Below are 12,156 nucleotides of genomic sequence, written 5' to 3'. Positions count from 1 at the left end.
CCTGCCGTCCCCTCCTGGTGCACGCATTCAGCGCGCAAGCGCTCTGGCACGACATTTTCTTGCCTGAACGCGACCGGGCACAGCCTTTGCAAAACACAGCTTCAGTCGTCCGCATCTGCCAACCAGAAAAAATCGAATGTTCATGGAGATCGCACAATGAAGCGTCGCAGTTTGATCAAGGCTTTCACACTCACGGCATCCATTGCCGCGATGGGCATGACCTGGACTGTCCAGGCCGCCGAGACCATCAAGGTCGGGATTCTGCATTCGTTGTCCGGGACCATGGCGATCTCCGAAACGTCGCTCAAGGACATGGCACTGATGACCATCGACGAGATCAACGCCAAGGGCGGTGTGAACGGCAAGATGCTTGAACCTGTTGTCGTTGACCCTGCATCGAACTGGCCGCTGTTCGCCGAAAAAGGCCGGCAGTTGCTGACCCAGGACAAGGTCGCGGTGGTGTTCGGCTGCTGGACCTCGGTGTCGCGTAAATCGGTACTGCCGGTGTTCGAAGAGCTCAACGGCCTGCTGTTCTACCCGGTGCAGTACGAAGGCGAAGAGATGTCGCCGAACGTCTTCTACACCGGCGCCGCGCCGAATCAGCAAGCGATCCCCGCCGTTGAATACCTGATGAGTGAAGAAGGCGGCAGCGCCAAGCGCTACTTCCTGCTCGGCACCGACTACGTCTACCCGCGCACCACCAACAAGATCCTGCGCGCGTTCCTGCATTCCAAAGGCGTGGCCGACAAAGACATCGAAGAGGTCTACACGCCGTTCGGTCACAGCGATTACCAGACCATCGTTGCCAACATCAAAAAGTTCTCGGCCGGCGGCAAGACTGCCGTCATTTCCACCGTCAACGGCGACTCCAACGTGCCGTTCTACAAAGAGCTGGCCAACCAGGGCCTGAAAGCCACCGACGTACCGGTGGTGGCGTTCTCGGTCGGCGAAGAAGAACTGCGCGGCATCGACACCAAACCGCTGGTGGGCAACCTCGCGGCGTGGAACTACTTCGAGTCGGTGGAGAATCCTGCGAACAAGAAATTCGTCGCGGACTGGAAAGCCTATGCGAAGAAACACAACCTGCCGGGCGCCGATAAAGCCGTGACCAACGACCCGATGGAAGCCACCTACGTCGGCATCCACATGTGGGCGCAGGCGGTCGAGAAAGCCAAATCCACTGACGTCGACAAGGTTCGTGAAGCACTGGCCGGGCAGACCTTTGCTGCGCCGTCCGGTTACACGTTGACCATGGACAAGACCAATCACCACCTGCACAAGCCCGTGATGATCGGCGAAATCCAGAGCGACGGGCAGTTCAACGTCGTGTGGCAGACCGAAGGCCCGATCCGCGCGCAACCGTGGAGCCCGTACATTCAGGGCAACGACAAGAAGCCGGATTATGCGGTGAAGAGCAACTGAGGCGAATTCAGTTTTTGAGGCGAGCATGAGACTTCCCCCTCACCCCAGCCCTCTCCCTCAGGGAGAGGGGGAAAGGGAGCCGATCTTCATGCTCTTCAGACCCTGAGTTCGACTCGAGTTCGCAGGTCGCAGCACATCGTCCAGACACCTCGGTCAGTCCCCTCTCCCTCCGGGAGAGGGTCAGGGTGAGGGGGCGGTTGAACAGGACACCACTAATGCCCACTGCCATACACCGCGTACTTCTCGCCATAGCACTGTTGCTGCCACTCCTGGCCCACGCCGGCGACGCCGAAGACTTCGTCGCGGCCAACCCGATGCAACAGGCCAAACTGCTGGAAGCCTGGGCCGCGCAGCCCGATCCGGCGCGTATCGAATTGCTCAACGCCCTGCAACAAGGCGAACTGACGATCGACGGCCAAGCGAAAACCCTGCGCCTGAACAATCGCCTGCGGGGTCTGATCGACACCGCAATGGCCAGCCATCAATTGCTCGCCGCTGACAGCAAGATCCGTCTGAGCGCCGCGCAGCAATTGCAGAAAAGCGCGAAACCCGCGCAGCTGAAATTTCTCGACCGGCAACTCGCTGGGGAAAAAGATCAAAGCGTGCATGCCGCCTTGAGCCTGGCGCTGGCCAATCTGCAACTGGTCGACAGCGACCCGGCGGTGCGCCTCGCGGCGGTACGTCTGCTCGGTGAAACCGGCGACCCGCTGGCACGCACGCGTCTTGAAGGCCTGCTCGAGCCCGGCATGGAAAGCGATGCCGGCGTGCGCACCGCCGCCGAAACCAGCCTCGCTCAGGTCAAGCGCAAGCTGCTGATCGGCGAAGTGCTCGGCCAGGCCTTCAGCGGCATGTCGCTGGGCTCGATTCTGCTGCTCGCGGCCCTCGGCCTGGCGATCACCTTCGGCCTGCTCGGGGTGATCAACATGGCCCACGGCGAGATGCTGATGCTCGGTGCCTACTCGACCTACGTCGTGCAGTTGATGTTCCAGCGTTACGCGCCGCAAGCCATCGAGTTTTATCCGCTGATCGCGCTGCCGGTAGCGTTTTTCGTCACCGCCGCCATCGGCATGGCCCTGGAGCGCACAGTCATCCGCCACCTTTACGGTCGGCCACTGGAAACCCTGCTCGCGACCTGGGGCATCAGCCTGATGCTGATCCAGCTTGTGCGTTTGTTGTTCGGCGCGCAGAACGTTGAAGTCGCCAACCCGGCGTGGTTGTCCGGCGGCATCCAAGTGCTGCCCAATCTGGTGCTGCCGTACAACCGCATCGTCATCATCGCTTTCGCATTGTTCGTGGTGGTGCTGACCTGGCTGTTGCTGAACAAAACCCGCCTCGGCCTCAACGTCCGCGCCGTCACTCAGAACCGCAACATGGCCGCCTGCTGCGGCGTGCCTACCGGGCGCGTGGACATGCTCGCCTTCGGCCTCGGCTCGGGCATCGCCGGCTTGGGCGGCGTGGCGCTGAGCCAGATCGGCAACGTCGGTCCCGACCTTGGCCAGAGCTACATCATCGACTCGTTCCTGGTGGTGGTGCTCGGCGGCGTCGGCCAACTGGCCGGTAGCGTGCTCGCCGCATTTGGCTTAGGCATCGCCAACAAGATTCTCGAACCGCAGATCGGTGCGGTGCTCGGCAAGATCCTGATCCTCGCGCTGATCATTCTGTTCATTCAGAAACGTCCGCAAGGCCTCTTCGCACTGAAAGGACGGGTGATCGACTGATGAACCAGCCTCTGTTAGTCACGGCCACACAAAAGGCCGGGCCGAAAGTCACGCTCGCGGTCGGCGGGGTGATCCTCGCGCTGCTGATCGTTCTGCCGCTGCTCTCGTTGTTGTCGCCGGACAATGCCCTGCACGTCTCGGCCTACACGCTGACCCTGGTCGGCAAAATCCTCTGCTACGCCATCGTCGCTCTGGCGCTGGATCTGGTCTGGGGCTATGCCGGCCTGCTTTCGCTGGGCCACGGCCTGTTCTTCGCCCTCGGCGGGTACGCGATGGGCATGTACCTGATGCGTCAGGCGGCCGGCGATGGCTTGCCAGCGTTCATGACTTTCCTGTCGTGGAGCGAATTGCCGTGGTACTGGACCGGCACCAGCAGCTTCCTCTGGGCCATGTGTCTGGTGGTGCTGGCGCCGGGGTTGCTGGCGCTGGTGTTCGGCTTCTTCGCCTTCCGTTCGCGGATCAAAGGCGTGTATTTCTCGATCATGACCCAGGCCCTGACCTTCGCCGGCATGCTCCTGTTTTTCCGCAACGAGACCGGTTTCGGTGGCAATAACGGCTTCACCAATTTCCGCACGATCCTCGGTTTCGGCATCACCGAACCGGGCACCCGCGCGGTGCTGTTTCTGGCCACGGTGTTGCTGCTGGTGGCGAGCCTGTTCATCGGCTGGCGCCTGGCGCAAAGCAAGTTCGGTCGCGTGCTGACAGCGCTGCGTGATGCGGAAAACCGTTTGATGTTCTGCGGCTACGACCCGCGCGGTTTCAAGCTGTTCGTCTGGGTGCTGAGTGCGGTGCTGTGCGGTCTGGCCGGAGCGCTTTATGTGCCGCAGGTCGGCATCATCAACCCCAGCGAAATGTCGCCGACCAACTCGATCGAAGCGGCGGTGTGGGTCGCCCTTGGCGGGCGCGGCACGCTGATCGGACCGCTGCTCGGCGCCGGCGTGGTCAACGGCATGAAGAGCTGGTTCACCGTGGCCTTCCCGGAATACTGGCTGTTCTTCCTCGGCGCGCTGTTCATCGTCGTGACGTTGTACCTGCCCAAGGGCGTGATCGGTCTGCTGAAGAAACGAGGTGAACAATGAGAGTCACGGCGAGTGCTGAATTCATGCTGGAGCCGGCGTTTTTCCCCGTCGAACCGAACAAGGACGAAGGCACCAGCCGCGACTCGATCGGCCTCGGCCAGCGCGTCGGCCCCGGCCTCGATACGCGTCACGGCACGATCCTCACCCTGGAAGACATCAGCGTCAGCTTCGACGGCTTTCGTGCGCTGAACAATCTCAACCTGTACATCGGCGTCGGCGAACTGCGCTGCATCATCGGCCCCAACGGCGCGGGCAAGACCACGCTGATGGACGTGATCACCGGCAAGACCCGGCCCAGTCACGGCAAGGCCTGGTTCGGCGAAACCCTGGACCTGACGCAGATGAGCGAAGTGCAGATTGCCCAGTCCGGCATCGGCCGCAAGTTTCAGAAACCGACGGTGTTCGAAGCCTTGAGCGTGTTCGAAAACCTTGAGCTGGCGCAGAAGACCGACAAGTCGGTGTGGGCGAGTTTGCGTGCACGCCTGAGCGGCGAACAGAAGGACCGCATCAGCGAAGTGCTCGAGACGATTCGCCTGACCACCTCGGTCAATCGCCAGGCCGGCCTACTGTCCCACGGCCAGAAGCAGTTCCTCGAGATCGGCATGCTGCTGATGCAGGACCCACAACTGCTCCTGCTCGACGAACCGGTGGCGGGCATGACCGACGCCGAAACCGAGTTCACCGCCGAGCTGTTCAAATCGCTGGCCGGCAAGCATTCGTTGATGGTGGTCGAGCACGACATGGGTTTCGTCGGCTCGATTGCCGACCACGTCACGGTGCTGCATCAGGGCAGCGTGCTGGCGGAAGGCTCGCTTGAGCAAGTGCAGGACAACGAGCGGGTGATCGAGGTCTACCTCGGCCGCTGAACATTGCGAATACAAAACCTGTGGGAGCGAGCCTGCTCGCGAAAGCGGTGCATCAGGCGATGAACATGCTGAATGTCACACCGCATTCGCGAGCAGGCTCGCTCCCACAGGGTTCTGTGTGCAACAGAAGGAATTCGAACATGCTGCAAGTCGACAAGCTGCATCAGTACTACGGCGGTAGCCACATCCTGCGCGGCCTCAGCTTCGACGTGAAAGTCGGCGAAGTCACGTGCCTGCTCGGGCGTAACGGCGTGGGCAAGACCACCCTGCTCAAATGCCTGATGGGCCTGCTGCCGGCCAAGGAAGGCGCGGTGAACTGGGAAGGCAAACCGATCACCACGTTCAAACCGCATCAGCGCGTGCATGCCGGTATCGCCTACGTGCCGCAGGGCCGTGAGATCTTCGGGCGCCTGACGGTAGAAGAAAATCTGCTGATGGGCCTGTCGCGTTTTCCAGGCTCAGAAGCCAAAGAAGTCCCGGGTTTCATCTACGAATTGTTCCCGGTGCTGCTACAAATGAAGCAGCGCCGTGGCGGTGATCTGTCCGGCGGTCAGCAACAGCAACTGGCAATCGGCCGGGCGCTGGCCAGCCGCCCGCGCCTGCTGATTCTTGATGAGCCCACCGAAGGCATTCAACCGTCGGTGATCAAGGAAATCGGCGCGGTGATCAAGCAGCTCGCGGCGCGCGGTGACATGGCGATTCTGCTGGTCGAGCAGTTCTACGACTTTGCTGCAGAACTGGCCGATCAATACCTGGTGATGTCGCGGGGCGAGATCGTTCAGCAGGGTCGCGGTGAAAATATGGAGGCCGAGGGTGTACGCGGGCTGGTCACGATCTAACGCGCCGGTCTAATCTGTAGCTTCCTAACGATAATCACAAACCATGAATTCGATTGTTGCACCTGCCCTGTTTACTCCGAGCTGGCACGCCGAGCTGGAACTGGCGTACGCGCGTTTCGGCGATTGCACGCGCCCGGTCATGCGCCGCCACCTCGGCCCGCTGCGCGTGCAAAAGCATCTGTACGCCGAAGGCCCGCAAGTCTGCCAGCACATCATCGTCCATCCGCCGGGCGGAATTGCCGGTGGTGATCGGCTGGACATCAAGGCCCGCGTCGAACACAACGCCTGGGCGCAAATCACCAGCCCCGGCGCCGCCAAGTGGTATCGCGCGGGTGGGCCGGCGTATCAACAGCTCGACTTGCAAGTCGCTGCCGGTGCGACACTGGAATGGCTGCCGCAGGAAACCATCGTCTACAGCGCCGCGCAGGCCGAGTTGACCACAACGATCGAGCTTGAAGGCGATGCGCGGCTGTTCTACTGGGACGTGGTGGCGCTCGGTCGGCCGGCCAGCGGCGAGCGTTTTGACCTCGGGCATTTTCAGGCGCACCTGGACATCCGCCGCGACGGTCGGTTGCTCTGGCACGAACGGCAGCGCATTGTCGGCAACGATGGTTTGCTCGACTCGCCAATCGGGCTGGATGGGCAACCGGTGTTCGCGACGATGCTGGTGACCGGTGAGATAGACGCCGAGCTGCTGGAGCGATGCCGCTCGCTGGGGCATGAGGTGCGCGGGGATCTGACGCAATTGCCGGGACTGCTGGTGGCTCGTTGCCTGGCCAGTGAGGCGTTGCTCGCCCGCGCCTGGCTCATCGATTTGTGGCGATTGCTCCGACCTGCGCTGCTGGGCCGCGAGGCTATCGCGCCAAGAATATGGAGCACCTGAAACCCCGACCCTCACCCCCCGCCCTCTCCCGGAGGGAGAGGGAGCCTGACCGAGTCGTCTGAAATAAATTTATCTGCCTGAACGAATATTGCTGACTGAATTGGCCATTGAAAACAACCAAGATCAGTCCCCTCTCCCTCGGGAGAGGGCTAGGGTGAGGGGCTGCTCCAACTGGCACCCCACACTTCTCGAGAGCCACCCGAATCTGCCCTGATGGAACCCGAACCATGGACCTGACCCCACGCGAAAAAGACAAGCTGCTGATCTTCACCGCCGGCCTCGTCGCCGAGCGGCGGCTGGCCCGTGGCGTGAAACTCAACTACCCGGAAGCCATGGCCTACATCTCCGCCGCGCTGCTGGAGGGTGCCCGCGACGGCCAGACCGTGGCCGAGCTGATGCACTACGGCACCACCCTGCTCAGCCGCGAACAAGTGATGGAAGGCATCCCGGAGATGATCCCGGAAATCCAGGTCGAGGCGACGTTCCCCGACGGCACCAAACTGGTCACCGTTCACCAGCCGATCGTCTGAGGCCGCGCCATGACTTACGCCATTCGCGATGCAACCCGGGCCGACCTGCCGGCGATCCGCGACATCTACAACGACGCCGTGCTCAACACCACGGCGATCTGGAATGAACAAGCGGTCGACCTCGGCAATCGCCAGGCATGGTTCGACGCGCGTCAGTTGCAGGCGTACCCGATTCTGGTGATCGTCGACAGCCACAACGCGGTGCTGGGTTACGCCTCGTTCGGCGACTGGCGGCCGTTCGACGGTTTCCGCCACACCGTCGAGCACTCGGTGTACGTGCGCAGCGATCAACGCGGCAACGGCCTCGGCCCGCAACTGATGACCGCGTTGATCGAACGCGCCCGCGCCTGCGGTAAACACGTCATGGTCGCTGCCATCGAGAGTGGCAACGCTGCCTCGATCCGCCTGCACCAGCGCGCCGGTTTCAGCGTCACCGGGCAGATGCCGCAAGTGGGCACCAAGTTCGGCCGCTGGCTCGATCTGACCTTCATGCAGTTGACCCTCAATCCCGGCGCACAGCCGCCGGATACTCACAAGGAGTGATGTCGATGAACGCCGCCCAGTTGCGCCGCGTCAACGCTGAAAGCTTTGCCCACTATCGCCAGGGCCTGATCGATCTGCTGCTCGACGCCGTCGGTTACGGCGCCAGCGTCGGTTTTATGGCCGACCTCGATGCCGCGCAGGCGCGCGCATATTTCGATGAGGTGCAGGACAACATCAACAAGGGCAGCACGCTGCTCTGGGTGGTGGTGAAGGACGAGCAGGTGCTGGCCAGCGTGCAACTGGGCCTGTGCCAGAAGGCCAATGGTCTGAACCGCGCCGAAGTGCAGAAGCTGCTGGTACGCGAAGACGCCCGGCGGCGAGGCCTCGGTCAGCAACTGATGCAGGCGCTGGAACTCGAAGCGCCCAAGCACAAGCGCGGCATGCTCTATCTCGACACCGAGGCCGGCTCGCCGGCGGAAGATTTCTACAAGGCGCTGGGCTACGTGCGCGCCGGCGAAATCCCTGATTACGCCTGCGCCCCCAACGGCACCTATCGCCCGACCGCGCTCTATTACAAAGTCCTGCAAGGAGCCCAGCGATGATTCCTGGCCAATACCAGATCCAGCCCGGCGACATCGAACTCAACGTCGGCCGTCGCACCCTCAGCCTGAAAGTCGCCAACAGCGGCGACCGGCCGATCCAGGTCGGCTCGCATTTCCACTTTTTTGAAACCAACGACGCGCTGACCTTCGATCGCGCCGCCAGTCGCGGCATGCGCCTGAATATTCCGGCGGGCACGGCGGTGCGCTTCGAGCCAGGGCAAAGCCGTGAAGTCGAACTGGTGGATTACGCCGGGCATCGCCGGGTGTTCGGCTTTGCCGGCCGCATCATGGGTGATCTCTAAACAACACGGTGCCCGCTCTGGCCCCTTCGCGAGCAGGCTCGCTCCCACATGAGAACGCGATCAAATGTGGGAGCGAGCCTGCTCGCGAAAGCGAGTAATGCGAGCGATTTCAGACCCAATTGAATCTCAAGGCATGCCCATGAAAATCTCCCGCCAAGCCTACGCCGACATGTTCGGCCCCACCGTCGGCGACAAGGTGCGCCTGGCCGACACCGAGCTGTGGATCGAAGTCGAAAAGGACTTCACCACCTACGGCGAAGAAGTGAAATTCGGTGGCGGCAAAGTCATCCGCGACGGCCAGGGCCAGAGCCAATTGCTCGCCGCCGAAGTGGTCGACACGCTGATCACCAACGCGCTGATCATCGACCACTGGGGCATCGTCAAGGCCGACGTCGGCCTCAAGGACGGGCGCATCGCCGCGATCGGCAAGGCCGGCAACCCTGACGTGCAGCCCAATGTGACCATCGCCATCGGCGCCGGCACCGAGGTGATTGCCGGCGAAGGCATGATCCTCACCGCTGGCGGCATCGACACGCATATCCACTTCATCTGCCCGCAGCAGATCGAAGAAGCGCTGATGAGCGGCGTCACCACCATGATCGGCGGCGGCACCGGGCCTGCCACCGGCACCAACGCCACCACCTGCACCTCCGGCCCGTGGCATCTGGCGCGCATGCTCCAGGCCGCCGATGCTTTCCCGATGAACATCGGCCTGACCGGCAAGGGCAACGCCAGCCTGCCGGAGCCGTTGATCGAACAGGTCAAGGCCGGTGCCATCGGTCTCAAGCTGCACGAGGACTGGGGCACCACTCCGGCGAGCATCGACAACTGCCTCAACGTCGCCGACCAGTACGATGTGCAGGTGGCGATCCACACCGATACCCTCAACGAATCCGGCTTCGTCGAAACCACCCTTGGCGCGTTCAAGGGCCGCACCATCCACACCTATCACACCGAAGGTGCCGGTGGCGGCCACGCGCCAGACATCATCAAGGCCTGCGGCTTCCCCAACGTGCTGCCAAGCTCGACCAACCCGACCCGGCCGTTCACCCGCAACACCATCGACGAACACCTCGACATGCTGATGGTCTGCCATCACCTCGACCCGAGCATTGCCGAAGACGTCGCCTTCGCCGAAAGCCGGATCCGCCGCGAAACCATTGCCGCCGAAGACATCCTCCACGACCTCGGCGCGTTCTCGATGATCAGCTCCGACAGTCAGGCCATGGGCCGTGTCGGCGAAGTCATCACGCGCACCTGGCAGACCGCCGACAAGATGAAAAAACAGCGCGGCCCGCTGCCACAGGACGGCGCAGGCAACGACAACTTCCGCGCCAAACGCTACATCGCCAAGTACACGATCAACCCGGCAATCACCCATGGCATCAGCCATGAAGTCGGCTCGATCGAAGTCGGCAAGTGGGCCGATCTGGTGCTCTGGCGCCCGGCGTTCTTTGGTGTGAAGCCGACGCTGATTCTCAAGGGCGGCGCGATTGCCGCCAGCCTGATGGGCGACGCCAACGCTTCGATTCCAACACCGCAACCGGTGCATTACCGCCCGATGTTTGCCAGCTACGGCGGCTCGCTGCACGCCACCAGCCTGACCTTTATCAGCCAGGCGGCGCAGGAGGCCGGATTGCCAGAAGCCTTGGGATTGAAGAAGCAGATCGCTGTGGTGAAGGGCTGCCGCGACGTGCAGAAAACCGACCTGATCCACAACGACTATCTGCCGAACATCGATGTCGATCCACAGACCTATCAGGTCAAGGCCGATGGCGTGTTGCTCTGGTGCGAACCGGCGGAAACGCTGCCGATGGCGCAGCGCTATTTTCTGTTCTGATGAAGGCGTGCGCTGAATACGGACGCGCAGGTCCGTATTCAGTCGCGATCGCTCAGGCAGTCACGGGAACAGTTTCGCGATGTCCGCATCGCTGTAGTTGTAATCGATGCGTAACTCGGTTCCCGCCGGAATGTCTTCGGTAGCGAAGATGGCGTTGAGAATGAAGTCCCGGGTGACCAATTCCTTGCCTATCCACTGTTGCGCTTCGACATCGAACGGTACGAACTCGACGTTGTAACCCTCCGTAGCCTGACGAACCGGCTTGCCCGTTGCGTCATACCAAAAGCGCGTGTTGATCCGGGAAATAATCGTGTCACCGACCAGCGCGAATTCGTAGGGGATCAAATATCCAGGCCCTGGTTGATAACGGACGCCGACCTTCATGGTGTATGACTGCTGGGGCAGCGGCACAAGACGTCCCGGCATGATCGCGCCAGCATAGACACCGACCACCTCGCCTCGGGTGATGCGCCGGTTGGCGACCACCATTGACTGGCCGACCAGGGCCCGCTCTCCGGGCACCGTCATGTCGGCCTCGGTGAACAATCGCCATTGCAGCTTTTCTTCATACAACCGCGCGACATGCTCGTAGGCGCCAAACTTGATGTAGGGCTTGATCTGCTCGGAGGTATAACGGCTGCCGTCTTCGAAACGCGCCAGGGTCTGGAGCTTCTTTATCCTGACAGGCCGGCCGGCCATGTCCCGGAAAGGGTATTTGCCGTTATTGGCACGGTCGTAGACCCCGGGCCGATTGGTGAGGAACGAAAACCGTGTTTCGCTGCGCATTGCACGCAATTCCTCAGCGGTGAAGGGTTTGACGGGCATCGACTCGGACGCCAGATAAAAATGTTCCTGCGTTACACCGCCATCGTCGGGCAGCTCCTCAACGGCAGACTCATAGTCTTCATCGCTCTGGCGCGCCACCCTGCGGCTTTTACCCGGGACAGCGGCAGCGTCCGGCGACGCGCCGGACTCTTCAAGCGCGTACCAGTGCTTGTTCAACGGATCGTAGGCAAGCACAGGGCCGGACGGCTGCAGCTCGCTGGACAATCTGGCCCGATGCAGACCGGTCTCGGCATCGACGCCGATCAGCACCGTACCACCGCCCTGCAGGTCCGCGTATTGGCGTCCTTTGAATACGCGAAACCCGTCAACGTCCGCTTGCGGTAGAGGGGCTGTCGAGGCAATCAGGTAACGCTCCAGAGCCGAGGTTTTAAGCTTCGGGACGGGACCAGATGTAGACGGCGTCGGGTCGACGTGCACGCTGTGCGGGGCAACTGCAGTTTCCATTTGCTGCGTGTTGCTGCCGGGCTCACTGGCATCGGGCGGGGTCTTGCGAATGAACGGACCGGGGGTCAGGTGCGACGACTCGATACCGTGCGCAACTGGATCCGGGGTGGTACGTACAGGGGTGTTCACATCGCCTACGCCCGGCTTGGGCGGCTTGGGTCTGACTGGCATTGACAGGCTTCCTTGCAAAGATTGCGCAGCGCTGGCCAGTCTGGCTGGCGCTACGACCGTCGGCATCCATTGCCAACATGTGCCCGGAAAACTATCAGACCATCCTGCCGGTTCATACCGGACGAAACACC

12 protein-coding genes are annotated in these 12,156 nt (G+C 62.1%); 11 read left to right on the top strand and 1 reads right to left on the bottom strand.

Going from position 1 to position 12,156, the window contains the following annotated elements:
• Window positions 1–156 precede the first annotated feature (156 nt).
• The 11 genes from urtA to ureC all read left to right on the top strand — a co-directional run bounded on the left by urtA (window position 157) and on the right by ureC (window position 10,564).
• Entirely contained in the window at window positions 157–1,422 is a 1,266-nt protein-coding gene (gene urtA / locus AB4N41_RS11785; protein WP_016771886.1) for an urea ABC transporter substrate-binding protein, read from the top strand.
• Between the two features lie 215 nt (window positions 1,423–1,637).
• Window positions 1,638–3,140, top strand: a complete 1,503-nt coding sequence (urtB, locus tag AB4N41_RS11780) for an urea ABC transporter permease subunit UrtB (RefSeq protein ID WP_252877351.1) — start codon at window positions 1,638–1,640, stop codon at window positions 3,138–3,140.
• Window positions 3,140–4,219 (top strand): urea ABC transporter permease subunit UrtC, encoded by a 1,080-nt coding sequence (gene urtC, locus AB4N41_RS11775; protein ID WP_056787639.1) that lies wholly within the window; start codon window positions 3,140–3,142, stop codon window positions 4,217–4,219. Before urtB ends, urtC begins: the two co-directional genes overlap by 1 nt.
• Window positions 4,216–5,085 (top strand): urea ABC transporter ATP-binding protein UrtD, encoded by an 870-nt coding sequence (urtD, locus tag AB4N41_RS11770; RefSeq protein WP_370695112.1) that lies wholly within the window; start codon window positions 4,216–4,218, stop codon window positions 5,083–5,085. Before urtC ends, urtD begins: the two co-directional genes overlap by 4 nt.
• Window positions 5,086–5,225: 140 nt before the next feature.
• Window positions 5,226–5,924, top strand: coding sequence for an urea ABC transporter ATP-binding subunit UrtE (urtE, locus tag AB4N41_RS11765; RefSeq protein WP_016771889.1), 699 nt, complete (start codon window positions 5,226–5,228; stop codon window positions 5,922–5,924).
• A gap of 43 nt (window positions 5,925–5,967) precedes the next feature.
• The gene (locus AB4N41_RS11760) at window positions 5,968–6,807 is read left to right on the top strand and encodes an urease accessory protein UreD (RefSeq protein ID WP_236169797.1); all 840 of its coding nucleotides are present in this window, start codon (window positions 5,968–5,970) and stop codon (window positions 6,805–6,807) included.
• 227 nt (window positions 6,808–7,034) lie between these two features.
• Complete coding sequence (ureA, locus tag AB4N41_RS11755; protein WP_003221215.1) at window positions 7,035–7,337, top strand: urease subunit gamma; 303 nt, start codon at window positions 7,035–7,037, stop codon at window positions 7,335–7,337.
• 9 nt (window positions 7,338–7,346) lie between these two features.
• Window positions 7,347–7,880 (top strand): GNAT family N-acetyltransferase, encoded by a 534-nt coding sequence (locus AB4N41_RS11750; RefSeq protein WP_252877350.1) that lies wholly within the window; start codon window positions 7,347–7,349, stop codon window positions 7,878–7,880.
• A 5-nt stretch (window positions 7,881–7,885) separates the two neighbouring features.
• Complete coding sequence (locus tag AB4N41_RS11745; protein ID WP_252877349.1) at window positions 7,886–8,422, top strand: GNAT family N-acetyltransferase; 537 nt, start codon at window positions 7,886–7,888, stop codon at window positions 8,420–8,422.
• Complete coding sequence (locus AB4N41_RS11740; RefSeq protein ID WP_095180936.1) at window positions 8,419–8,724, top strand: urease subunit beta; 306 nt, start codon at window positions 8,419–8,421, stop codon at window positions 8,722–8,724. Before AB4N41_RS11745 ends, AB4N41_RS11740 begins: the two co-directional genes overlap by 4 nt.
• Window positions 8,725–8,863: 139 nt before the next feature.
• On the top strand, window positions 8,864–10,564 hold the full coding sequence (gene ureC / locus AB4N41_RS11735) for an urease subunit alpha (protein ID WP_056787624.1): 1,701 nt from the start codon (window positions 8,864–8,866) through the stop codon (window positions 10,562–10,564).
• Between the two features lie 60 nt (window positions 10,565–10,624).
• Here ureC and AB4N41_RS11730 read toward each other — a convergent pair whose 3' ends face one another.
• Window positions 10,625–12,025 carry a hypothetical protein gene (locus tag AB4N41_RS11730; RefSeq protein WP_460138393.1) on the bottom strand — a complete coding sequence of 467 codons (1,401 nt, stop codon included), beginning with the start codon at window positions 12,023–12,025 and terminating at the stop codon, window positions 10,625–10,627.
• Between the last annotated feature and the right edge of the window lie 131 nt (window positions 12,026–12,156).

The organism is Pseudomonas sp. S2_A10, from assembly GCF_054668465.1.
This window is presented reverse-complemented; position numbering and strand designations above follow the sequence as displayed.

Excerpts from the sequence above, each read along its gene's own strand:
- urtA (WP_016771886.1), top strand. The coding sequence starts at position 157 with ATGAAGCGTCGCAGTTTGATCAAGGCTTTCACACTCACGGCATCCATT.
- urtB (WP_252877351.1), top strand. The coding sequence starts at position 1,638 with ATGCCCACTGCCATACACCGCGTACTTCTCGCCATAGCACTGTTGCTG.
- urtC (WP_056787639.1), top strand. The coding sequence starts at position 3,140 with ATGAACCAGCCTCTGTTAGTCACGGCCACACAAAAGGCCGGGCCGAAA.
- urtD (WP_370695112.1), top strand. The coding sequence starts at position 4,216 with ATGAGAGTCACGGCGAGTGCTGAATTCATGCTGGAGCCGGCGTTTTTC.
- urtE (WP_016771889.1), top strand. The coding sequence starts at position 5,226 with ATGCTGCAAGTCGACAAGCTGCATCAGTACTACGGCGGTAGCCACATC.
- AB4N41_RS11760 (WP_236169797.1), top strand. The coding sequence starts at position 5,968 with ATGAATTCGATTGTTGCACCTGCCCTGTTTACTCCGAGCTGGCACGCC.
- ureA (WP_003221215.1), top strand. The coding sequence starts at position 7,035 with ATGGACCTGACCCCACGCGAAAAAGACAAGCTGCTGATCTTCACCGCC.
- AB4N41_RS11750 (WP_252877350.1), top strand. The coding sequence starts at position 7,347 with ATGACTTACGCCATTCGCGATGCAACCCGGGCCGACCTGCCGGCGATC.
- AB4N41_RS11745 (WP_252877349.1), top strand. The coding sequence starts at position 7,886 with ATGAACGCCGCCCAGTTGCGCCGCGTCAACGCTGAAAGCTTTGCCCAC.
- AB4N41_RS11740 (WP_095180936.1), top strand. The coding sequence starts at position 8,419 with ATGATTCCTGGCCAATACCAGATCCAGCCCGGCGACATCGAACTCAAC.
- ureC (WP_056787624.1), top strand. The coding sequence starts at position 8,864 with ATGAAAATCTCCCGCCAAGCCTACGCCGACATGTTCGGCCCCACCGTC.
- AB4N41_RS11730 (WP_460138393.1), bottom strand. The coding sequence starts at position 12,025 with ATGCCAGTCAGACCCAAGCCGCCCAAGCCGGGCGTAGGCGATGTGAAC.